The organism is Exiguobacterium sp. Helios, from assembly GCF_014524545.1.
Taxonomy (GTDB): domain Bacteria; phylum Bacillota; class Bacilli; order Exiguobacteriales; family Exiguobacteriaceae; genus Exiguobacterium_A.
This window is the reverse complement of sequence record NZ_CP053557.1, coordinates 352,509-374,494: the sequence shown is the minus strand read 5'-3', so window position 1 is coordinate 374,494 and position 21,986 is coordinate 352,509. Positions and strand designations below refer to the sequence as shown.

At 47.3% G+C, this 21,986-nt stretch carries 23 protein-coding genes and 1 other annotated feature; all 23 genes read right to left on the bottom strand.

Features of this window, described 5'->3' with window-relative positions; translation table 11 throughout:
* Positions 1-53 precede the first annotated feature (53 nt).
* Positions 54-884, bottom strand: a complete 831-nt coding sequence (rplB, locus tag HNY42_RS01970; protein WP_012369012.1) for a 50S ribosomal protein L2 — start codon at positions 882-884, stop codon at positions 54-56.
* Positions 885-916: 32 nt separating this feature from the next.
* Positions 917-1,201: a 50S ribosomal protein L23 gene (rplW, locus tag HNY42_RS01965; protein WP_014969151.1), complete on the bottom strand. Its 285-nt coding sequence runs from the start codon at positions 1,199-1,201 to the stop codon at positions 917-919.
* Positions 1,201-1,824: a 50S ribosomal protein L4 gene (gene rplD / locus HNY42_RS01960; protein WP_012369010.1), complete on the bottom strand. Its 624-nt coding sequence runs from the start codon at positions 1,822-1,824 to the stop codon at positions 1,201-1,203. Before rplD ends, rplW begins: the two co-directional genes overlap by 1 nt.
* A gap of 29 nt (positions 1,825-1,853) precedes the next feature.
* On the bottom strand, positions 1,854-2,480 hold the full coding sequence (gene rplC / locus HNY42_RS01955; RefSeq protein WP_012369009.1) for a 50S ribosomal protein L3: 627 nt from the start codon (positions 2,478-2,480) through the stop codon (positions 1,854-1,856).
* A gap of 68 nt (positions 2,481-2,548) precedes the next feature.
* On the bottom strand, positions 2,549-2,857 hold the full coding sequence (gene rpsJ / locus HNY42_RS01950; RefSeq protein WP_012369008.1) for a 30S ribosomal protein S10: 309 nt from the start codon (positions 2,855-2,857) through the stop codon (positions 2,549-2,551).
* A 317-nt stretch (positions 2,858-3,174) separates the two neighbouring features.
* Positions 3,175-4,362 (bottom strand): elongation factor Tu, encoded by a 1,188-nt coding sequence (tuf, locus tag HNY42_RS01945; protein ID WP_026834301.1) that lies wholly within the window; start codon positions 4,360-4,362, stop codon positions 3,175-3,177.
* A gap of 117 nt (positions 4,363-4,479) precedes the next feature.
* Positions 4,480-6,558 carry an elongation factor G gene (fusA, locus tag HNY42_RS01940; protein WP_114597366.1) on the bottom strand — a complete coding sequence of 693 codons (2,079 nt, stop codon included), beginning with the start codon at positions 6,556-6,558 and terminating at the stop codon, positions 4,480-4,482.
* A 124-nt stretch (positions 6,559-6,682) separates the two neighbouring features.
* Positions 6,683-7,153 carry a 30S ribosomal protein S7 gene (rpsG, locus tag HNY42_RS01935; protein WP_012369005.1) on the bottom strand — a complete coding sequence of 157 codons (471 nt, stop codon included), beginning with the start codon at positions 7,151-7,153 and terminating at the stop codon, positions 6,683-6,685.
* A gap of 49 nt (positions 7,154-7,202) precedes the next feature.
* Complete coding sequence (gene rpsL, locus HNY42_RS01930; protein ID WP_012369004.1) at positions 7,203-7,625, bottom strand: 30S ribosomal protein S12; 423 nt, start codon at positions 7,623-7,625, stop codon at positions 7,203-7,205.
* Between the two features lie 125 nt (positions 7,626-7,750).
* Positions 7,751-8,002, bottom strand: coding sequence for a ribosomal L7Ae/L30e/S12e/Gadd45 family protein (locus HNY42_RS01925; protein ID WP_012369003.1), 252 nt, complete (start codon positions 8,000-8,002; stop codon positions 7,751-7,753).
* A gap of 80 nt (positions 8,003-8,082) precedes the next feature.
* Complete coding sequence (gene rpoC / locus HNY42_RS01920) at positions 8,083-11,682, bottom strand: DNA-directed RNA polymerase subunit beta' (protein ID WP_114597365.1); 3,600 nt, start codon at positions 11,680-11,682, stop codon at positions 8,083-8,085.
* 20 nt (positions 11,683-11,702) lie between these two features.
* Positions 11,703-15,260: a DNA-directed RNA polymerase subunit beta gene (rpoB, locus tag HNY42_RS01915; protein WP_131504436.1), complete on the bottom strand. Its 3,558-nt coding sequence runs from the start codon at positions 15,258-15,260 to the stop codon at positions 11,703-11,705.
* A gap of 230 nt (positions 15,261-15,490) precedes the next feature.
* On the bottom strand, positions 15,491-16,087 hold the full coding sequence (locus tag HNY42_RS01910) for a class I SAM-dependent methyltransferase (protein WP_131504435.1): 597 nt from the start codon (positions 16,085-16,087) through the stop codon (positions 15,491-15,493).
* 83 nt (positions 16,088-16,170) lie between these two features.
* Entirely contained in the window at positions 16,171-16,536 is a 366-nt protein-coding gene (rplL, locus tag HNY42_RS01905) for a 50S ribosomal protein L7/L12 (RefSeq protein ID WP_012368999.1), read from the bottom strand.
* Between the two features lie 76 nt (positions 16,537-16,612).
* The gene (gene rplJ, locus HNY42_RS01900) at positions 16,613-17,119 is read right to left on the bottom strand and encodes a 50S ribosomal protein L10 (protein WP_131504434.1); all 507 of its coding nucleotides are present in this window, start codon (positions 17,117-17,119) and stop codon (positions 16,613-16,615) included.
* Positions 17,120-17,169: 50 nt separating this feature from the next.
* Positions 17,170-17,324: a sequence feature (ribosomal protein L10 leader region), on the bottom strand.
* A gap of 54 nt (positions 17,325-17,378) precedes the next feature.
* Entirely contained in the window at positions 17,379-18,065 is a 687-nt protein-coding gene (gene rplA, locus HNY42_RS01895; RefSeq protein ID WP_034769418.1) for a 50S ribosomal protein L1, read from the bottom strand.
* A gap of 116 nt (positions 18,066-18,181) precedes the next feature.
* Positions 18,182-18,607, bottom strand: coding sequence for a 50S ribosomal protein L11 (rplK, locus tag HNY42_RS01890; protein ID WP_012368996.1), 426 nt, complete (start codon positions 18,605-18,607; stop codon positions 18,182-18,184).
* Positions 18,608-18,756: 149 nt separating this feature from the next.
* Positions 18,757-19,308, bottom strand: a complete 552-nt coding sequence (gene nusG / locus HNY42_RS01885) for a transcription termination/antitermination protein NusG (protein ID WP_026826909.1) — start codon at positions 19,306-19,308, stop codon at positions 18,757-18,759.
* Positions 19,309-19,327: 19 nt separating this feature from the next.
* Positions 19,328-19,498: a preprotein translocase subunit SecE gene (gene secE, locus HNY42_RS01880; RefSeq protein ID WP_014969138.1), complete on the bottom strand. Its 171-nt coding sequence runs from the start codon at positions 19,496-19,498 to the stop codon at positions 19,328-19,330.
* A gap of 44 nt (positions 19,499-19,542) precedes the next feature.
* Positions 19,543-19,689: a 50S ribosomal protein L33 gene (gene rpmG, locus HNY42_RS01875; RefSeq protein ID WP_012368993.1), complete on the bottom strand. Its 147-nt coding sequence runs from the start codon at positions 19,687-19,689 to the stop codon at positions 19,543-19,545.
* 157 nt (positions 19,690-19,846) lie between these two features.
* Positions 19,847-20,488, bottom strand: a complete 642-nt coding sequence (sigH, locus tag HNY42_RS01870; RefSeq protein WP_012368992.1) for an RNA polymerase sporulation sigma factor SigH — start codon at positions 20,486-20,488, stop codon at positions 19,847-19,849.
* A gap of 191 nt (positions 20,489-20,679) precedes the next feature.
* Positions 20,680-21,210, bottom strand: coding sequence for an NYN domain-containing protein (locus HNY42_RS01865; protein ID WP_131504432.1), 531 nt, complete (start codon positions 21,208-21,210; stop codon positions 20,680-20,682).
* Positions 21,207-21,971: a 23S rRNA (guanosine(2251)-2'-O)-methyltransferase RlmB gene (gene rlmB / locus HNY42_RS01860; protein ID WP_026826906.1), complete on the bottom strand. Its 765-nt coding sequence runs from the start codon at positions 21,969-21,971 to the stop codon at positions 21,207-21,209. The genes HNY42_RS01865 and rlmB overlap by 4 nt, the downstream gene beginning before the upstream one ends.
* Positions 21,972-21,986 lie beyond the last annotated feature (15 nt).

Sequence of the window (21,986 nt, the reverse complement as noted above, 5' to 3'; positions counted from 1 at the left end):
CCCTTTGGCATGATTCAGGAACGGTTCCTGCGAACCGTTCGAAAATCACGTAATTATTTTTTAGAACGACGGACGATATATTTATCGCTCGCTTTGTTTTTCTTACGAGTTTTGTATCCGAGTGCCGGTTTACCCCAAGGAGTAAGTGGGCCCGAACGACCGATTGGAGCACGTCCTTCACCACCACCGTGTGGGTGATCAACTGGGTTCATTACAGAACCACGAACTGTAGGACGTTTTCCGAGCCAGCGTGAACGACCAGCTTTACCGATATTGACGAGCTCGTGCTCTTCATTACCGACAGCGCCGACTGTTGCACGGCAAGTAGCAAGGATCATACGTGTTTCGCCTGATTGGAGACGAACGATCGCGTATTTACCATCTTTACCGAGAAGCTGAGCAGAAGTACCAGCTGAACGAACGAGCTGACCACCTTTACCTGGCTTAAGTTCGATGTTGTGGATCAATGTACCAACTGGGATGTTTGAAAGTGGAAGAGCGTTACCGACTTTAATGTCAGCCTCAACTCCTGACATGACTTGCATGTCAACTTTCAATCCTTTAGGTGCGAGGATGTAGCGTTTTTCACCATCGATGTAGTGGACAAGAGCGATGTTTGCAGAGCGGTTCGGATCGTACTCGATTGTAGCGATACGGCCAGCGATGCCATCCTTGTTCCGTTTGAAGTCGATGATACGGTATTTACGTTTGTGTCCGCCACCTTGGTGACGTACTGTCAAGCGACCTTGGTTGTTACGTCCGCCCTTTTTCGAAAGCTTTTCAGTTAACGATTTTTCAGGACGTGAAGCCGTAATCTCAGCAAAGTCAAGCGCAGTCATATTACGACGACCGTTAGTGGTCGGTTTAAACTTTTTAATTCCCATCGAGAGTTCCCTCCTTTTCTACAGAGTACCGATTAACCGAGGTAATCGAGTTCTTTGCTATCTGCAGTAAGCGTGACGACCGCTTTTTTGCGGCGTGCTGTGTAACCAGCGTGACGACCTACGCGTTTTGCTTTTGGTTTTGAGATAAGTGTGTTGATTTTTTCAACTTTAACGCCGAAGATCGCTTCAACTGCATCTTTGATTTGTGGCTTAGATGCCTTTACGTCTACTTCGAACGTGTACTTTTTCTCAGCCATTTGGTTCACTGAGCGTTCAGTAATTACAGGACGTTTGATAATGTCGTGTGCGTTTGCCATTATGCAAGCACCTCCTCTACTCTCGCAACAGCATCCTTCGTGAAGATGACTTTGTCGTGTGCGACAAGATCAAGGACGTTTACTCCAGCAGCGTCAACGACTGTGACACCAGGAATGTTGCGTGTTGAAAGAACGACTGTCTCGTTGTAATCAGCAGTAACGACGAGGACTTTACGTTCGATTGAAAGAGCAGCGAAGACCGAAATCATATCTTTCGTTTTCGGAGCATCGATTGTCAATCCTTCAAGAACGATGAACTCGTTGTTAGCGACTTTCGAAGAAAGTGCTGAACGTAATGCGAGACGACGAACCTTTTTAGGAAGTTTATAAGCGTACGAACGTGGTGTTGGACCGAAGACTGTTCCACCGCCAACCCATTGTGGCGAACGGATCGAACCTTGGCGTGCACGACCAGTACCTTTTTGTTTCCATGGTTTACGGCCGCCACCGCGAACTTCCGAGCGACCTTTTGTATCATGTGTACCTTGGCGACGTGAAGCTTGTTGCATGACGATTGCATCGTATACGACTGCTTCGTTTGGCTCGATTCCGAAAACGGCATCTGCCAACTCGATGTCTCCAACTTGTGTACCTGTTTGGTTAAGCAAAGCTACTTTAGGCATTCGTTATTCCTCCTTTCCTTGCAAACAAATTAGTTGCCTTTTACCGCAGTTTTGACGACAACTTGGCTCTTACGTGCGCCTGGGATAGCACCCTTGACGAGGAGTAAGCCGCGTTCTACATCAACTTTTACGATTTCAAGGTTTTGAACAGTGACTTGCTCTCCACCCATGCGTCCTGGGAGCAATTTCCCTTTGAATACACGGTTTGGAGCGACAGGACCCATTGAACCTGGGCGACGGTGGTAACGCGAACCGTGAGCCATTGGACCACGTGATTGGTTGTGACGCTTGATTGCTCCAGCGAAACCTTTACCTTTCGACGTACCTGTTACATCAACCATTTCGCCTGCAGCGAAAGTATCTGCTTTAATCTCTTGACCGATTTCGAAATCTGTTACAGATGTACGGATTTCTTTAATGAAGCGCTTAGGTGTCGCACTAGCTTTCGCTGCGTGACCTTTTTGCGGTTTGTTTTGACGACCTTCTTTGATATCACCAAAGCCGAGTTGGACTGCTTCGTAACCGTCCACTTCCATTGTCTTCAATTGAAGAACAACGTTACCCTCTACTGAAACAACAGTAACTGGTACTACTTCGCCTGACTCGTTGAAGATTTGTGTCATACCGAGTTTAGTTCCTAAGATTCCTTTAGCCATGAGATACACCTCCTAATATTGAATGATTTTGATCTTCTGGCTAGTATCAACTATTTATAGAAGAAAAATTAAAGTTTGATTTCGATGTCAACGCCCGATGGAAGTTCAAGACGCATAAGCGCATCAACTGTTTTCGGTGTTGGGTTAACGATGTCGATCAAACGTTTGTGTGTACGCATTTCGAACTGCTCACGAGCATCTTTGTACTTGTGAACGGCACGAAGTACTGTGTAGATCGCTTTCTCCGTTGGGAGTGGGATCGGACCAGATACAGTAGCACCAGAACGTTTTGCTGTTTCGACAATTTTCTCAGCCGATTGATCAAGCACGCGGTGATCGTATGCTTTCAAACGGATCCGAATTTTTTCATTTGCCATGTTGTTTCCCTCCTTTTCGCCTATTTTGTAAATAGACATTCTCCGCGGAAATTTCCACACTAGCCATGGCAATGCCGCCTGGTGTGTCATAACCTCCCGCTTCATCGCGTTGTGTTTGTGACCAACATATACTAGTTTACTTAATTCCAAGCTAGAAAGCAAGTAAAATAAAATAGAATTTGTTTTCAAGTCTCTCACCACTCGCACAAACACTTTCCTCAGTATATAAGATGTCTGACCATGTTGCAAGACTGTTTTGAAAGAAATGAAAAAAGGCCTTCCGTCACGGGAGACGGAAGACCTTTTTGTCTTAAAAATTACTCAACGATTTCTGTTACTGATCCAGCGCCTACTGTACGGCCACCTTCACGGATTGAGAAACGAGTTTCTTTTTCAAGAGCGATTGGCGCGATGAGTTCAACAGTCAATTCGATGTTGTCCCCAGGCATTACCATTTCAGTTCCTTCAGGAAGTTGGCACATACCAGTTACGTCAGTTGTACGGAAGTAGAACTGTGGACGGTAGTTACCGAAGAATGGCGTGTGACGGCCACCCTCTTCTTTTGAAAGGATGTAAACTTGCGCTTTGAAAGTTTTGTGCGGTGTGATTGTGTTTGGTTTCGCGAGAACTTGTCCACGCTCGATGTCATCACGTGATACACCACGGAGAAGTGCTCCGATGTTGTCGCCAGCTTCAGCATAGTCAAGAAGCTTACGGAACATCTCTACACCAGTACATACTGATTTTTTAGTTTCTTCGTGAAGACCAACGATTTCAACTTCGTCGTTGACTTTAAGAACTCCACGCTCAACGCGGCCAGTAGCTACTGTACCACGACCAGTGATTGAGAAAACATCCTCAACTGGCATCATGAAGTCTTTTTCAGTGTCACGAGTTGGCTCAGGGATGTACTCATCAACAGCTGTCATGAGTTCCATGATTTTTTCTTCCCATTTAGCTTCGCCGTTAAGCGCGCCGAGAGCAGATCCTTGGATAACTGGGAGGTCATCGCCTGGGAAGTCGTACTCAGAAAGAAGTTCGCGGATTTCCATTTCAACGAGTTCAAGAAGCTCTTCGTCGTCAACCATGTCGACTTTGTTCATGAATACTACGATGAAAGGAACACCTACTTGACGTGAAAGCAGGATGTGCTCACGTGTTTGTGGCATTGGACCATCAGTTGCAGAAACAACGAGGATCGCGCCGTCCATTTGTGCAGCACCAGTGATCATGTTTTTAACATAGTCAGCGTGACCTGGGCAGTCAACGTGTGCATAGTGGCGTTTTTCTGTTTCGTACTCGATGTGAGCTGTTGCGATAGTGATACCGCGCTCGCGCTCTTCTGGAGCACCATCGATTTGGTCAAACTTAGTTGCAGCTTTACCTTGTGCTTTTGCAAGTACAGCTGAGATAGCTGCTGTTAAAGTTGTTTTACCGTGGTCGACGTGGCCAATTGTACCAACGTTAACGTGCGGTTTAGAACGGTCGAATTTTTCTTTACCCATTCTGAATTCCTCCTCTATGTGTCTAATAATATTTTATAACTAGGAAGGTGAATCGTCGAATAACGTACACCTTCCTTAGCTTACACTAATCATAAAAGCGTGACAACCTGTGAAGGATTAGCCGTTTGCTTTTTTGATGATTTCTTCAGCAACTGATTTCGGTACTTCTTCATAGTGATCGAAGTGCATCGAGTACGTTCCGCGACCTTGTGTGCGTGAACGAAGACCAGTAGCGTAACCGAACATCTCTGAAAGTGGAATCATCGAACGAACGACTTGAGCGTTCCCGCGAGCTTCCATACCTTCAACGCGTCCACGGCGTGATGTAACATCACCCATGATGTCTCCCATGTATTCATCTGGGATAACGATTTCAACTTTCATCATTGGCTCAAGGATAACAGCGCCGCTCTTATCTTTAAGTTGTTTGACGGCCATTGAAGCCGCGATTTTAAATGCCATCTCGTTTGAGTCGACATCGTGGTACGATCCGAAAACGAGTGCCGCTTTAACGTCAACTACTGGATAACCAGCAAGGATACCGTTTTGAAGCGCTTCTTCGATTCCGTGTTCAACCGCTGGGATGTATTCACGTGGAACAACACCACCGACGATTTTGTTGTTGAACTCAAAGCCAGCACCTTCTTCGTTTGGCTCGAATTCTACGACGACGTGACCATACTGACCACGACCACCTGATTGACGAGCAAACTTAGAATCGATTTTCGCCGCTTGGCGAATCGTTTCACGGTAAGCTACTTGTGGAGCACCAACATTTGCTTCGACTTTAAATTCGCGACGCATACGGTCAACGATGATGTCGAGGTGAAGCTCACCCATACCTGAGATGATCGTTTGACCAGTCTCTGGGTTTGTTTCCGTGCGGAATGTTGGATCCTCTTCAGCAAGCTTAGCGAGTGCTTGACCCATTTTATCTTGGTCAGCTTTCGTTTTTGGTTCGATTGCGACCGAGATAACTGGTTCTGGGAATGTCATTGATTCGAGAACGACGTTGTCTTTCTCTGCACAAAGCGTATCTCCAGTAGTAGTATCTTTAAGACCTACAGCTGCTGCGATGTCACCAGCGAAGACCATTGGGATCTCCTCACGGCTGTTCGCGTGCATTTGAAGGATACGTCCAAGACGCTCACGTTTCCCTTTTGTTGAGTTCTTGACGTAAGATCCTGCCGAAGCTGTACCAGAGTACACACGGAAGAACGTCAATTTACCAACATACGGGTCAGTCATAACTTTGAATGCAAGTGCAGAGAATGGCGCTTCGTCAGTTGACTCACGAATGATCTCTTCTTCTGTATCCATGTTAATCCCTGTGATTGCTTTTACGTCGACTGGTGATGGGAGGTAATCAAGAACTGCGTCAAGCATAAGCTGAACACCTTTGTTCTTGAATGCCGAACCAACGAGAACTGGGTAGAAATCTACTGTAAGAGTCGCTTTACGGATACCCGCTTTAAGCTCTTCAATTGTGATTTCCTCGCCCTCGAGGTATTTCATCATCATTTCTTCTTCGTAATCTGCAACTGCTTCGATTAATGATGCACGAAGTTCTTCAGCTTCTTCTGCGAATTCTGCAGGGAAACCGTCAGTTTCTTCGATATCAGTACCGAGGTCGTTACCGTACATGTATGTTTTCTTTTCAACGAGGTCGATGATTCCTTTGAATTCATCTTCTGCGCCGATCGGGATTTGGATTGCGTGTGCGTTAGCTTGAAGGCGGTCGCGAAGCGTTCCAACCGAGTACAGGAAGTCTGCACCGATTTTATCCATTTTGTTAACGAAAACGATACGTGGTACGCCGTAAGTTGTAGCTTGGCGCCATACTGTCTCAGTTTGTGGCTCAACACCAGACTGAGCATCAAGTACTGCTACCGCACCATCAAGTACACGGAGTGAACGTTCAACTTCAACAGTGAAGTCTACGTGTCCAGGTGTATCGATGATGTTTACGCGGTTACCTTTCCATTGTGCAGTTGTTGCTGCAGATGTAATCGTGATTCCACGTTCTTGCTCTTGCTCCATCCAGTCCATCTGTGAAGCACCTTCGTGCGTTTCACCAATCTTGTGGATACGACCCGTATAATAGAGGATACGCTCAGTCGTTGTTGTTTTACCAGCATCGATGTGGGCCATGATTCCGATATTACGGGTGTTCTTAAGGGAGAATTCTCTTGCCATCTTTAAACATTCTCCTTTCGCATTTTAGTTTAGTGTCCGTGTGTTGCCACACGTCATGACTATACCCGAAAGCCACCTCATATTTCCATACAAAATGGCATAGATGAGGTGGTTGATTCCGGATTTACCAGCGGTAGTGAGCAAACGCTTTGTTCGCTTCCGCCATTTTGTGCATATCTTCGCGCTTCTTAACTGAAGCACCAGTGTTGTTTGCAGCGTCCATGATTTCGTTAGCAAGACGAGCATCCATTGTTTTTTCGTTACGGAGACGTGAGTAGTTCACGAGGTAACGAAGTGCAAGTGTCGTACGGCGCTCAGGGCGGACTTCGACAGGAACTTGATAGTTAGCTCCACCTACACGGCGTGCTTTAACTTCAAGAACTGGCATGATGTTGTTCATCGCCTCTTCAAAAACTTCCATTGCATCGCGACCTGAACGTTCAGCGATAGCTTCAAAAGCTTTGTATAAGATTTGTTGAGCAGTACCTTTTTTACCATCTAACATAAGACGGTTGATAAGGCGGGTAACGAGTTTAGAGTTGTAGATCGGATCAGCCATTACATCACGGCGTTCTACTTGACCTTTACGTGGCATTCCGAGTCCCTCCTTTCATATAGTGAGGTGATATCTTCTGATATCTAGATTATTTTTTTGCTGCTTTTGGACGTTTAGTACCATATTTCGAACGACCTTGCATACGGCCGTCAACTCCAGCTGTATCGAGTGCACCACGAACGATGTGGTAACGTACCCCTGGTAAGTCTTTTACACGACCGCCGCGAATAAGAACAACACTGTGTTCTTGCAAGTTGTGGCCGATACCTGGGATGTAAGCTGTTACTTCCATTGTGTTCGTTAAACGTACACGTGCGTACTTACGAAGAGCCGAGTTCGGTTTCTTCGGAGTCATTGTACCTACACGAGTACAAACACCACGTTTTTGTGGTGAGCTGATGTCAGTACGAGCTTTGATAAAGCTGTTGTACCCTTTGTTCAGCGCTGGCGAATCTGATTTCACAACTTTTGATTGACGTCCTTTACGGACTAATTGGTTGATAGTAGGCATCTTTGAGATCCTCCCTTCCTGAATTCATGACAAGTTTCAAAACCACCGAGCCGGGTGGTTCATCGAAAGTCATAATGAAACGTTTTGCGTGGCTCAGGCATTCCATTGCCACACAAAACGTATTATCAAACTTTCTTAATAGCAACAGCAGTTGCTGCAACGTCGATTCCACAAGCCTTACCAAGCTCAAGCTTAGAAGGAACGTTCACGACTGGAACGTTTGCTTGTTTCGCCGCATCGAGCAATGCTTGCTTTACGTGTTCATCTGCGTCATCTGCGATGATCACTTCCGACGCCTTGCCAGATCGCAATGCTTTGAGCGTTTGCTTTTGACCGACAAACTTCAAATCTGCGCCGACTACTTTTTTGTAAGACATGAAGATATCCTCCAAAATAACACAGCCGGTTGGCAACACTATATCATAGTAGCACCGCCATACCGGCGTGTCAAGGCGTTTTATTCTACAGGAGAATCTGCTTCTACAGGTGCTTCGCCTGCAATCTCGAGACCGATTTGACGGTAACGTGTCATTCCTGTACCAGCTGGAACAAGTTTACCGATAATAACGTTCTCTTTCAAGCCGCGAAGGTAGTCGCTCTTCCCTTTAATTGCCGCATCCGTAAGGACACGAGTAGTTTCCTGGAACGAAGCAGCTGATAGGAACGAATCCGTCTCAAGCGACGCTTTAGTGATACCGAGGAGAACTGGTTTAGCCGAAGCGAGTGCTTTACCGGCACGGAGCGCTTCTTTACATGCTTCTTTAAATGTGCTGATATCGACTAGCGAACCTGGTAAGAGTGATGTCTCACCAGACTCGATGACGCGAACGCGACGGATCATCTGACGTACCATGACCTCGACGTGCTTGTCACCGATCTCAACCCCTTGCATCCGGTATACTTTTTGAACTTCTTGAAGAAGATAGTTCTGTACGCCTGATACACCTTTGACGTTCAAGAGTTCTTTCGGGTCGATTGAACCCTCTGTGAACACTTGTCCGGCTACAACTTCTTCACCGAGTTGAACACGAAGACGTGATCCGAAAGGAATCGTGTATGTCCGTGTTTCGCTCAGACCTTGAATCGTCAACTCACGCTTATCACGCGACTCCGTAAAGTCGATGACTTGTCCGTCGATTTCCGAGATGACCGCTTGACCTTTCGGGTTACGGGCCTCGAACAATTCCTGGATACGCGGGAGACCTTGTGTGATATCGTCTCCGGCAACCCCACCTGTGTGGAAGGTACGCATTGTAAGCTGCGTTCCTGGCTCACCGATTGATTGTGCCGCGATGATTCCGACTGCTTCGCCGACTTCGACGTCGTTACCAGTCGCAAGGTTACGTCCGTAACATTTCTTACAGACACCATGACTTGTATTACAAGTGAAGGCTGTACGAATCTCAACATTGTCGATGCCTGCGTCCGTGATGGCACGCGCGATATCTTCGTCGATGAGTTCGTTTGTTGAAACGAGGACTGCTCCTGTTTCCGGGTGAACGACTTTTTCGAACGCCGTACGGCCAACGAGTCGGTCGTAGAGGTTTTCGATTTCTTCCGTTCCTTCGCGGAGTGCTGTAACACGGATACCACGATCCGTTCCACAATCATCTTCGCGAATGATAACATCTTGCGCGACGTCAACGAGACGACGAGTCAGGTAACCTGAATCGGCAGTCTTCAAGGCTGTATCGGCAAGACCTTTACGGGCACCGTGCGTCGAGATGAAGTATTCCTGAACCGTCAGACCCTCACGGAACGAAGATTTGATCGGGAGCTCGATGATCCGTCCACTTGGAGCGGCCATGAGTCCACGCATCCCTGCAAGCTGCGTAAAGTTTGATGCGTTACCACGGGCACCAGAGTCACTCATCATGAAGATCGGGTTCAAACGGTTGAGGGATTTCATCAGACGAGACTGAATTTCATCCTTCGCGTCATTCCACGATTTAACGACACGCTCATAGCGCTCTTCTTCTGTGATGAGACCACGGCGATACGATTTCATAACGCGGTCAACATTATCTTGTGCCTCGACCAGGATTTCCTGTTTATCCGGAAGTACGATGATATCAGCGATACCAACCGTAATACCCGCACGTGTCGAGTGTTTGAAACCAAGGTTTTTCATTCGGTCAAGCATGCGGCTCGTCTCAGTCGTTTCAAAACGCTTGAAGACTTCTGCGATGACATTTCCGAGGAATCCTTTTTTGAATGGTTCGATGATCGGACGGCTCTTAATTTCAGCCGCGATATCCGTTCCTTTTTCAAGGAAGTACTGATCAGGCGTTGCTTCCTGCAGATTGTTCATCGATGGTTCATTCAAGTATGGGAACGTCGTTGGGAGGATCTCGTTGAAGATCAACTTACCGACCGTCGTAACCAGTAACTTCTCGTTTTGCGCTTCAGTGAATGTCGGGTTCTTCAGAACGCCGGCCGGAATCGCAACACGTGTGTGGAAGTGGACATACCCGTTTTGGTAGGCAATCAATGCTTCGTTCACCGTCGAGAATGTTTTCCCTTCGCCGATCGCGTTTTCACGCTCAAGCGTCAGGTAGTAGTTACCGAGGACCATATCCTGCGATGGTGTAACAACAGGCTTACCGTCTTTCGGGTTCAAGATGTTTTGTGCAGCGAGCATGAGAAGACGGGCTTCTGCTTGGGCTTCTGCTGAAAGTGGTACGTGAACCGCCATTTGGTCACCATCGAAATCGGCGTTGTAAGCCGTACATACGAGTGGGTGCAGACGAATCGCGCGACCTTCGACGAGTGTCGGTTCGAACGCCTGGATACCGAGACGGTGAAGTGTCGGGGCACGGTTCAAGAGAACCGGATGCTCACGGATGACTTCTTCTAAGACGTCCCAAATTTCAGGTTGAACACGTTCGATTTTCCGTTTTGCACTCTTGATGTTTGGTGCGATGCCACGTGAGACAAGCTCTTTCATGACAAACGGTTTGAAGAGTTCAAGGGCCATTTCTTTCGGAAGGCCACATTGATACATCTTCAGGTTTGGACCAACGACGATAACCGAACGACCAGAATAGTCGACTCGTTTACCGAGTAAGTTTTGACGGAAACGTCCTTGTTTCCCTTTCAGCATGTGTGAAAGAGATTTTAATGGACGGTTACCCGGTCCAGTAACCGGACGACCGCGACGACCGTTATCGATCAAGGCATCGACCGCTTCTTGCAACATCCGTTTTTCATTCTGAACGATGATGTTCGGAGCGCCAAGGTCAAGAAGACGCTTGAGACGGTTGTTACGGTTGATGACACGACGGTATAAGTCGTTTAAGTCAGATGTCGCGAAACGTCCACCATCAAGCTGGACCATCGGACGGAGTTCCGGCGGGATGACCGGTAATACTTCAAGAACCATCCACTCCGGATTGTTGCCTGAGTTGCGGAAAGCATCGAGGACTTCAAGACGTTTAATCGCACGTGTACGACGTTGTCCTTGAATCATTCGAAGATCTTCACGTAAGCCGGCTACTTCTTTTTCGAGTTCAACGTCACGGAGCAATTTACGAACTGCTTCCGCACCCATTTCAGCGGTAAACGAACTACCGAATTTCTCGCGATAGGCGCGGTACTCTTTTTCTGAAAGAAGTTGTTTCTTCTCGAGTGTCGATTCGCCCGGATCCGTTACGACGTACGACGCGAAGTAAATGATCTCTTCGAGTGCACGCGGTGACATATCAAGGACGAGACCCATACGACTTGGGATTCCTTTAAAGTACCAGATGTGCGAAACCGGTGCTGCAAGTTCAATGTGACCCATGCGCTCACGACGGACTTTCGACTTGGTTACTTCAACACCACAACGGTCACAAATGATTCCTTTATAACGAATCCGTTTGTATTTCCCGCAGTAACATTCCCAGTCTTTTGTTGGACCAAAAATCCGTTCACAGAACAAGCCGTCTTTCTCTGGCTTGAGCGTACGATAGTTGATCGTTTCCGGCTTCTTCACTTCCCCGAAAGACCACGAACGGATCTTTTCAGGGGAAGCGAGGCCGATTTTCATATATTCAAATCTATTAACATCTACCAAGGGGTGGACCTCCCTTTCGCTTATTCCTCTTCAGTAACAACTGGTGCGACAGGCGCTTGAACTTCTTCGAGTGCTGGAGTCGCGTTCGGGATGTTGTCGTCGTCGTCGTCTTTCATTTCGATCTCTTCATCTTCGGCAGACATCATCTTAACATCCATACCAAGGGATTGAAGCTCTTTAATGAGGACTCGGAACGATTCCGGCACGCCCGGTTGTGGTACATTTTCGCCTTTAACGATCGCTTCATATGCTTTAACACGACCGATTGTATCATCGGACTTGATTGTCAGGATCTCTTGGAGCGTATAAGCGGCACCGTATGCTTCCAGTGCCCATACTTCCATCTCACCGAAACGCTGTCCACCGAACTGGGCTTTACCACCGAGCGGCTGCTGCGTAACGAGCGAGTAAGGACCCGTCGAACGTGCGTGAAGTTTATCATCGACCATGTGGGCGAGTTTGATCATATACATGACACCAACCGAGATGCGGTTATCGAAGGCTTCACCAGAACGTCCATCATAAAGGATCGTTTTAGCGTCGCGGTCCATACCGGCCTCTTCAATCGTTGCCCAAACATCTTCCTCACGTGCACCATCGAATACCGGCGATGCAACTTTGATTCCGAGTTGGCGTGCAGCCATACCAAGGTGAAGTTCGAGCAACTGCCCGATGTTCATCCGTGATGGTACACCAAGTGGATTCAACATGATGTCGATTGGTGTGCCGTCTGGCATGTACGGCATGTCTTCTTCAGGCAGGATACGTGAGATAACACCTTTGTTACCGTGACGTCCCGCCATTTTATCTCCTTCGTGAATCTTACGCTTCTGAACGATGTACGCACGGATCAACTGGTTGACACCAGGTGACAGTTCGTCGCCGTTATCACGATCGAAGATTTTCACGTCAAGGATGATTCCGTCTCCGCCGTGTGGAACACGAAGTGACGTATCACGAACTTCACGTGCTTTTTCACCGAAGATTGCATGAAGCAGGCGTTCTTCAGCTGTCAATTCCGTTACGCCCTTAGGTGTAACTTTACCGACCAGGATATCCCCGTCTTTAACTTCAGCACCGACACGGATGATTCCGCGGTCGTCGAGGTTTTTCAGGGCGTCGTCACCGACGTTTGGAATGTCACGCGTGATCTCTTCCGGTCCGAGTTTTGTATCACGTGATTCACACTCATATTCTTCAATGTGGATCGACGTGTAGACGTCGTCTTTCACGAGACGTTCGCTCATGATGACAGCATCCTCGTAGTTGTAACCATCCCATGTCATGAAACCGACGAGTACGTTACGACCAAGCGCAAGTTCCCCACCGTCCATCGATGGACCATCTGCAAGAATCTCGCCTTTATCGACAGGATCGCCTACTTTGATGATTGGTTTTTGGTTATAGCACGTTCCTTGGTTAGAACGGATGAATTTCTGGATTTTGTAACGGTCAAGTTCTCCCTGAACGATGTTACCATCGACTTCCGTCGTACGACGGACAAGGATTTCACGGGCCGTTACACGCTCAGCGATACCTGAATGTTTTGCAACAACAGCAGCACCTGAGTCTTTTGCAGACACGTACTCCATTCCGGTACCGACAATCGGTGATTCCGGATCAAGAAGAGGTACGGCCTGACGTTGCATGTTCGCTCCCATGAGGGCACGGTTCGAGTCATCGTTCTCTAAGAACGGGATACATGCCGTCGCTGCCGAAACAACCTGTTTCGGTGAAACGTCCATGTAGTCGACACGAGCTGGTTCGACAGACAAGTTTTGTCCGCGGAAACGTGACAAGACGTGTGTATCTTGGAACGTCTTCTCTTCCGTCAACAACATGTTTGCCTGTGCGACAACGTAGAGATCCTCTTCGTCGGCCGTCATGTAGTGAATTTCATTCGTGACGACACCCGTTTCCGGATCGACACGACGGTATGGCGCTTCGATGAAACCATACTCATTGACTTTCGCGAACGAAGACAGTGAGTTGATCAGCCCGATGTTTGGACCCTCAGGCGTTTCAATCGGACACATACGGGAATAATGCGAGTAGTGAACATCTCGGACTTCAAAGCCGGCACGCTCACGTGTGAGACCACCGGGTCCAAGTGCAGATAGACGACGTTTGTGCGTCAATTCCGCAAGCGGGTTCGTTTGGTCCATGAACTGTGATAACTGCGAGCTACCGAAGAACTCTTTAATCGATGCGATAACAGGACGAATGTTGATCAATGCCTGTGGCGTGATCGCATTCTGGTCTTGAATCGACATCCGCTCCTTGACGACACGTTCCATACGGGAAAGCCCGATCCGGAACTGGTTTTGGAGCAATTCACCGACTGAACGGAGACGACGGTTACCGAGGTGGTCGATATCGTCTGTCGTTCCTACTTCATGCAACAAGTTGAAGAAATAGTTGATGGCAGCAATCATGTCAGCAGGCGTGATGTGCTTGATGTCACGATCGATGTTACCGTTACCGATGATATTGATGATGCGTTCACCTTCAGCATCGTCCGGTGCGAACACCTTGATCGACTGTAAGTTGAAGGCTTCGCCTTGCGTTACGCCGCCAGTTGGCGTCGCTTCGATGTAACCGACAGATCCTTCAAGGAATGGCAAGACTTTGTCGAGCATGCGACGGTCAAGAACCGTTCCTTCTTCTGCGATCACTTCCCCTGTTTCCGGATCGACAAGCGTTTCCGCAAGTTTCTGCCCGAACAGACGATTCTTCAGATGAAGTTTTTTGTTGATTTTATAACGACCAACGTTTGCCAAATCATAACGTTTCGGGTCAAAGAACCGTGACACGAGAAGTGCTTTCGCATTTTCGACAGTCGGTGGCTCTCCCGGACGCAGACGCTCATAAATTTCAATGAGGGCTTTTTCCGTTGTTTCTGTATTATCTTTTTCAAGGGAGTTACGGAGGTACTCATCATCTCCAAGGAGATCGATGATTTCCTGATCCGTACCGAAACCAAGAGCACGTAAAAGAACCGTTACTGGAATCTTACGCGTGCGGTCGATTCGGACGTATACGATATCCTTCGCATCTGTCTCAAGTTCGAGCCATGCTCCACGGTTCGGGATGACCGTTGCCGAAAATCCACGTTTACCGTTTTTATCTAACTTATTGTTGTAATACACACTTGGCGAACGAACAAGCTGGGAAACGATAACTCGTTCCGCACCATTAATAATGAATGTTCCCGACTCCGTCATAAGCGGGAAGTCACCCATAAAGACTTCTTGTTCCTTCAATTCACCCGTCTCTTTGTTTTGAAGACGGACTTTTACGCGTAGTGGTGCCGAATAGGTCACATCGCGCTCTTTTGATTCATCAATCGAATACTTCGGCTCTCCGAGCGAGTAGTCGATGAATTCTAATACGAGATTTCCTGTGAAGTCGGAAATCGGCGAGATATCATGAAACATCTCACGAAGACCTTCCCGTAGGAACCATTCGTATGAATTCGTTTGAATCTCAATAAGGTTTGGAAGTTCTAAAACTTCGCTGATACGTGCATAGCTTCTTCTCTGACGGTGACGACCGTACTGAACAAGTTGACCAGTCAACTGATTCACCTCTCAGACCCAGTTCTTCTTCTTGAGAAGGACGGGTGTAATATCGAACATTGAAGCCATTTTTTGACCGATAAGCGCAAAAAAGCGACGTCTTGTCTACTCAATCATCTGTAGTCGAGAACGCCAGCTGCTTCAAACTGCTTATCCAAAAATCACTCCAATGGCATTTTATAATACTATCATAGACATTAGATAAGGTCAACGACAAATCACTCGATTTGTCAAGACCGAATTGATTTAAATATCGAATACCCTTTATCGCGGGTAACCGTCTCACATGAACCAAACACTTCTTCCATCAACTTCTTCGCTGATGGACCACCTTGTTTCTTTTGAATGACGACCCATAAGGCACCGCCCACTTCAAGATGATCATACGCTTCCCGCAAAATCCGGTGAACAACCGGCTTCCCCGCCCGAATCGGTGGATTCGTCACGATCGCTGCAAACGTCTGTTCAGCCACGCCAGCATATCCGTCACTTACACCGGTCGTCACGGAAACACCATTCGCACGTGCATTGTCAGCCGCAAGCTCAAGAGCCCGCTCGTTTACATCTACTAAAACGGCTTCTCGTCCGGTTGTTTTCGCAAGCGAAATGCCCATCGGACCATATCCGCACCCGACATCCAAAATTGCTCCCGGTACATCCGGCTCCACAAAGGCTTCAATCAGTAAACGCGAACCGAAATCCACGCCGCCTTTTGAAAACACTCCATGATCCGAAGTGAAGCGGAACGTTTCACCACGTAAGACGAATTCCCACGACTTTGGATCCCGTTTCGAGGAGGGATCATTTGTGTAATAATGATCTGCCATGTTTCCTTCCCCTCTCTATATTAAAGTTGAAAACAAAAGAAGCCCGCAAAGCGAGCTTCTTTTGTTTTAAGTGAAGAAGAAAATTACTTAACTTCTACGCTTGCGCCAGCTTCTTCAAGCTTAGCTTTGATTGCGTCAGCGTCTTCTTTCGAAACGCCTTCTTTAACTGGAGCCGGAGTTCCGTCAACGAGTGCTTTCGCTTCTTTAAGACCGAGGCCTGTCAATTCGCGAACTGCTTTGATGACGTTGATTTTACCAGAACCTGCGCTAGTAAGGATTACGTCGAATTCAGTTTGCTCTTCAGCTGCTGCTGCGCCTGCACCTGCTGCTGCTACTGGAGCTGCTGCTGATACGCCGAATTCTTCTTCGATTGTTTTTACGAGTTCGTTAAGTTCAAGAACAGTCATGCCCTTGAGGTCTTCGATAAATTGCTCTTTGTTGAAAGCCATTATGGTTTTCCTCCTTTGATTTAACCCACGTTGGGGTGTGAAAAATTGTGTGTTTGCCTATCCCGCTAAGCGGACATTAAGCAGATTGTTCTTCTTTTTGCTCTGCAATTGCGTTCGTTGCCACCGCAAGACCACGGATTGGCGCTTGAAGCACGCTGAGAAGCATCGAAAGGAGACCTTCGCGTGATGGAAGTTCCGCAAGGGCTTTGACATCTTCTACTGAAGTGACTTTGCCTTCGATGATACCACCTTTAAGCTCAAGAGCTTTGTGGTCTTTCGAGAAGTTGTTTAAGATCTTAGCTGGAGCGATAACGTCTTCATTGCTGAAGGCGATCGCAGTAGGACCTGTAAAGACTTCGTCAAGACCCTCAAGATTGCTTTGAACTGCAGCACGGCGGAGGAGACCGTTTTTGTAAACTTTGAATTCAACACCCGCTTCGCGGAGTTGTTTACGAAGTTCTGTTACTTCGTCTACTGTGAGACCACGGTAGTCGACGACGATTGTTCCAGCGCTCGCTTGCATTTTCTCAGCGATCTCAGTTACGAGATCCGCTTTGACAGCGATAACTTTTTCGTTTGCCATTTCTGTTGCACCTCCTGGTAAATGGAATGTACCGGCGCGAGGGGCTGCTCGATTTCAAATAAAAAGCCTCCGTCTGCAAGGCAGAGGAGGCGTAATCGTCAAAAAGGATACCTGAACAAACAGGCTCTCTGAGCAAGAACACCTCGGAAGGGTTTATGCTCAATCGATGAGCACCTTCTGTCTACGGTATGTCGAATATATCAACGTTTTATACTGTAACAGCGTTCTTAGAACGTTGTCAAGTTCGTTTTAGACGAAATTATTTCGCAAAGTCAGCTGAAGATACTTTTACACCAGGACCCATTGTTGAAGCGATCGCGATGTTTTTAAGGTAGATACCTTTAGCAGTAGCAGGCTTAACTTTAACGAGAGTTTCGATGACTGTGTTGATGTTCTCAACCAATTTAGCGTCATCAAATGATTTTTTACCGACTGGAACGTGGATGTTACCAGATTTGTCGACACGGTACTCAACTTTACCAGCTTTGATATCGTTGATTGCTTTCGTGACGTCAAATGTAACTGTTCCTGTTTTCGGGTTAGGCATGAGGCCTTTAGGTCCGAGAACACGGCCGAGTTTACCAACTTCACCCATCATGTCAGGTGTCGCAACGATAACATCGAAGTCGAACCATCCTTGTTGGATTTTAGTGATGTACTCAGAATCACCAGCGAAGTCTGCTCCAGCAGCTTCCGCTTCTTTTAATTTCTCACCTTTAGCAAAGACGAGAACTTTTTGTGTTTTACCAGTACCGTGTGGCAATACGACTGCTCCACGGATTTGTTGATCTGCTTTCTTCGGATCGACTCCGAGACGAACAGCAAGTTCGATTGTTTCATCGAATTTCGCAGTTGCAGACTTTTTAGTTAAGTCTACCGCTTCAGCGAGTTCGTATGAAACCGTACGATCGATAAGTTTAGCAGCTTCTTTATACTTCTTACCCATTTTAGGTTCCTCCTTTGTGGTTGTGCGGAAAATCCTCCCACATAATGAAAGGGTAGCAAGGCTTCAAGTAACTATCCGCCTGCGACCCTCATCGTTGTTCATTGCAATCAAAAGACTCAGTCTTCGATTACGATACCCATAGAACGTGCAGTACCTTCAACCATCAACATCGCTGTTTCAACAGATGCTGCGTTGAGGTCTGGCATTTTCGTTTCAGCGATTTCGCGAACTTTGTCACGTTTGACAGTCGCTACTTTCTTACGGTTAGGCTCGCCTGAACCGCTCTCGATTCCAGCTGCTTTCTTCAAGAGAACTGCTGCTGGTGGAGTTTTAGTAATAAACGTAAATGAACGATCTTCAAAAACCGTGATGACTACAGGAATAATCAAGCCGGCTTGGTCTTGTGTACGAGCGTTGAACTCTTTACAGAAGCCCATGATGTTCACACCTGCTTGACCGAGTGCCGGTCCAACTGGTGGAGCTGGGTTTGCTTTGCCCGCAGGAATTTGAAGTTTAACTAGTTTCATAACCTTCTTCGCCACGAGACACACCTCCTTAATTCTTTAATGTGGTTTAATTGGACGTTGCGCGTCCTCCCACTCATTCTATTCGACGAGTAATTTATCGAAATAAGCACAACATCAAACAGGAAAAATTGTACCATTAAAATAAAAGTTTCGCAATAGGAAACTTAATCTATTTTCTCAACTTGTGAGAAATCGAGCTCTACTTTCGTTTCACGACCGAACATATCGACAGAAACCTTCATTTTCTCTGTTTCTGTTTCAAGTTCTTCGATCGTACCTTCCAGGTTCGCAAAGACACCTTCTTTGATCCGTACGATTTGTCCCATTGTAAAGTCATAACGACTCTTCATGTCAACAAGTCCCATTGATCCGAGAATGTTTTCCGCTTCTTCTGGAAGAAGTGGTGTCGGTTTTGAACCGCCGCCAACCGAACCGAGGAATCCCGTGACGTTCGGTGTGTTACGGACGACATACCAAGAATCATCCGTCATGACCATCTCCACGAGGACATACCCCGGGAAAATCTTGATTTCACGTTCCTTGATTTTCGTTTCACCTTTTTTGTTTGTTACTTCTTCCTGTACCGTTTCGATTGGAACGAGTACACGGAAGATTTTCTCGTCCATGTTCATGGATTCAATCCGACGCTCAAGATTTGCCTTGACGTTATTTTCGAATCCAGAGTACGTTTGGACAACAAACCACTGCTTATCCATGGTACGTCACCTCTTCTTTTTACTTAATCAACCAACTCATGAATGCGCTGAGCCCTGAATCGATACCAAAGATGAAGACACCCATAAAAATGACCATACCGATTACAGTCAGTGTATACTTCGTCAGTTCTTTTCGTTTCGGCCAGCTCGTCTTTTTCAGTTCATTCCATACGTCACGCAAAAATTTCATCGTACTTTCCCTCCAGGATGTAGTAAATGGGGATAGATGAAGCCTTATTTCGCTTCTTTATGAATCGTATGCGCGTTACAACGGCGACAGAACTTCTTCAGTTCCAAGCGGATGCTGACATCCTCTTTTTTCATCGTCGTGTAGTCGCGGGCACCGCAAATATCACAAGCAAGGCCTACTTTCTTCGCCATCTCAAACGACCTCCTTCTTTGCCACTCCTTCTCTTCAAGAAGAGAATCCTCTCTAAAAAAAAGAGCGTAAAAAAAAACGCCTATGAGCGGCGTCTCGCTAGTAAGGCGCTATTTATACAGTAGCACACCCGGTTAACGGGGTCAATCCACCTCTCGGTCAGACAGTCAGTTTTCGTGCTTCAAGATACCGTTCCAGCTTTTTCTTCACACGTTGAAGGGCATTATCGATTGACTTGACATGACGATCGAGATCATCTGAGATTTCCTGATAGGTTCTTCCGTCAAGATAGAGCGCCAGTACTTTTCGCTCCAGATCACTAAGGATCTCATCCATCTTACTTTCAATATCCGCATACTCTTCCCGGTTCACGATCAACACTTGCGGATCCGACGGGGCTGTCGATGTGATGATATCGAGTAACGTCCGTTCCGATTCGTCATCGTAAATCGGTTTATCGAGCGAAATGTAGGAATTCAGCGGAATATGTTTTTGACGCGTTGCGGTTTTGATTGCTGTGATCATTTGCCGGGTAATACACAACTCAGCAAAGCCTTTGAACGAAGCCAGCTTATCCGTGCGGTAATCCCGGACTGCCTTATACAGGCCGATCATACCTTCCTGGATGATATCTTCCCGGTCCGCTCCGATTAAAAAGTAAGACCGTGCCTTGGCACGCACGAAGTTCCGATACCGCTCGATCAGAAATTCGAGCGCATCACTGTTGTCAAATACCTTCGCTTGTTCCACAAGCGCCTCATCGGTCATGCACTCAAACTGGTCGAACGAAACCAAACTCATCCGTCATCCCTCCAAGCTTCTCTAACAAACTAATCGATTGTTTCTAATTATACAATAATTTCCTGTCTTACGACAATGAAAATTGGCATGACCTCTTTTTTTACTCTGTTGATCGTGCGGAGACGTGACACCTGAAGAATCAAAAAAAGCGAATTTCACGACTTTATCGTGAATCCGCTTTTTCATTTTCTTCATGAATCTGAATTTTTACGCCGCCGGATCTCTTCAAGCCGTTCAATGACATCAGCCGGCATATCGATTGTCGAACGTGGTTTCTTGCTCGTCTTCGACGCAATCGTCTGTCCACGGATGACGGCAACCGCCGCCTTCCAGTCCCGTCGTAATTCCTGCGCCGAGATCCGAAGGGCACCGAGCGTGAAGATGACCCACTGTTCGGTGAAATCGTTTGTCGCAACCGTCAGCTTGACCCGGATATCCTGTAACCATTCCGCCGCTGTTTTCTCAATCCATTCATCCGCCGTTTCGTTTTCCCGTGTATAGATGACTTCGATACCGCTTTTCCTGATCCGGGATTCTCTCCCCGGTTGGAGATAGGCATCGAAGACAATCGTCACATTGATTCCTGTCACGGCCTGGTACTCGGCCATCGCATCGACCAATCGTTCCCGTGCTAATTCAAAATCCTGCTCCCGCAATGTCCGGAATTCCGGCCATGCGCCAATGATATTGTAGCCATCAACGATCAGACGGTCGTATTTCATCGCGAATACGGCTTTCTTGTCCGGTAGACCTCATATAACAACAACGAGGCAGCAACCGATGCGTTGAGTGACGTGACATGTCCTGCCATCGGGAGATGTACAAGGAAATCGCATTTTTCACGGACAAGCCGGCTCATGCCTTTTCCTTCGCTGCCGATGACGATTCCAAGTGGCATCGTTCCGTCGAGCGTCCGGTAGTCATCACTCTCACGGGCATCCGTCCCGACAAACCAGATCCCTTTTTTCTTTAAATCTTCCATTGTCCGCGTCAAGTTCGTCACACGAACGACCGGGATATGTTCGATCGCCCCCGTTGAAGCTTTCGCGACAACCTGTGTCAATCCGACAGACCGGCGTTTCGGAATAATGATCCCGTGGGCACCGACGGCATCTGCCGTCCGGAGAATCGATCCGAGATTATGCGGATCTTCGAGTTCATCGAGTAAAATCATCAATGGCGTCTCGTCTTTCTTTTCTGCCAGTGCAAAGATATCGTCGAGTTCTGCATACTCATAGGCAGCGACGGCAGCAACGACACCCTGGTGATTGTCGCTTCCCGTCAAACCGTGTAATTTCGAGCGTGGAACGATTTGTGTCTGGACACCTGCCTCTTTCGCCATCGCATGGATGACGGCAAGCGGTCCTTTCTGTTGCCCTTCTTGGATGAAGAGCTTGTTCATCTCACGACCCGTCCGTAACGCTTCGAGAACCGGATTCCGTCCGTATAAGAAATCCTGTCCTTCCTCGAGCGGTTCGATCACGATGGTCTCTTCTTG

What these genes read in the sequence shown, in the direction of transcription:
- tuf (WP_026834301.1), bottom strand. Translation starts at nt 4,362, where the DNA reads ATGGGTAAAGAAAAATTCGACCGTTCTAAACCGCACGTTAACGTTGGT.
- rpsJ (WP_012369008.1), bottom strand. Translation starts at nt 2,857, where the DNA reads ATGGCAAATGAAAAAATTCGGATCCGTTTGAAAGCATACGATCACCGC.
- fusA (WP_114597366.1), bottom strand. Translation starts at nt 6,558, where the DNA reads ATGGCAAGAGAATTCTCCCTTAAGAACACCCGTAATATCGGAATCATG.
- rplW (WP_014969151.1), bottom strand. Translation starts at nt 1,201, where the DNA reads ATGGCAAACGCACACGACATTATCAAACGTCCTGTAATTACTGAACGC.
- rplL (WP_012368999.1), bottom strand. Translation starts at nt 16,536, where the DNA reads ATGGCTTTCAACAAAGAGCAATTTATCGAAGACCTCAAGGGCATGACT.
- rplA (WP_034769418.1), bottom strand. Translation starts at nt 18,065, where the DNA reads ATGGGTAAGAAGTATAAAGAAGCTGCTAAACTTATCGATCGTACGGTT.
- rplJ (WP_131504434.1), bottom strand. Translation starts at nt 17,119, where the DNA reads ATGGCAAACGAAAAAGTTATCGCTGTCAAAGCGGATCTCGTAACTGAG.
- HNY42_RS01865 (WP_131504432.1), bottom strand. Translation starts at nt 21,210, where the DNA reads ATGAAATACGACCGTCTGATCGTTGATGGCTACAATATCATTGGCGCA.
- HNY42_RS01910 (WP_131504435.1), bottom strand. Translation starts at nt 16,087, where the DNA reads ATGGCAGATCATTATTACACAAATGATCCCTCCTCGAAACGGGATCCA.
- sigH (WP_012368992.1), bottom strand. Translation starts at nt 20,488, where the DNA reads ATGAGTTTGGTTTCGTTCGACCAGTTTGAGTGCATGACCGATGAGGCG.
- rpsL (WP_012369004.1), bottom strand. Translation starts at nt 7,625, where the DNA reads ATGCCTACTATCAACCAATTAGTCCGTAAAGGACGTCAATCAAAAGTT.
- rpmG (WP_012368993.1), bottom strand. Translation starts at nt 19,689, where the DNA reads ATGGCGAAGAAAGTAGGCCTTGCTTGTGATATTTGCGGTGCCCGCGAC.
- secE (WP_014969138.1), bottom strand. Translation starts at nt 19,498, where the DNA reads ATGAAATTTTTGCGTGACGTATGGAATGAACTGAAAAAGACGAGCTGG.
- rpsG (WP_012369005.1), bottom strand. Translation starts at nt 7,153, where the DNA reads ATGCCACGTAAAGGTCAAGTAGAACGCCGTGATGTAATGGCTGATCCG.
- rplB (WP_012369012.1), bottom strand. Translation starts at nt 884, where the DNA reads ATGGGAATTAAAAAGTTTAAACCGACCACTAACGGTCGTCGTAATATG.
- HNY42_RS01925 (WP_012369003.1), bottom strand. Translation starts at nt 8,002, where the DNA reads ATGTCTTACAAAAAAGTAGTCGGCGCAGATTTGAAGTTTGTCGGTCAA.
- rplC (WP_012369009.1), bottom strand. Translation starts at nt 2,480, where the DNA reads ATGGCTAAAGGAATCTTAGGAACTAAACTCGGTATGACACAAATCTTC.
- rplD (WP_012369010.1), bottom strand. Translation starts at nt 1,824, where the DNA reads ATGCCTAAAGTAGCTTTGCTTAACCAAACAGGTACACAAGTTGGAGAC.
- nusG (WP_026826909.1), bottom strand. Translation starts at nt 19,308, where the DNA reads ATGGATAAGCAGTGGTTTGTTGTCCAAACGTACTCTGGATTCGAAAAT.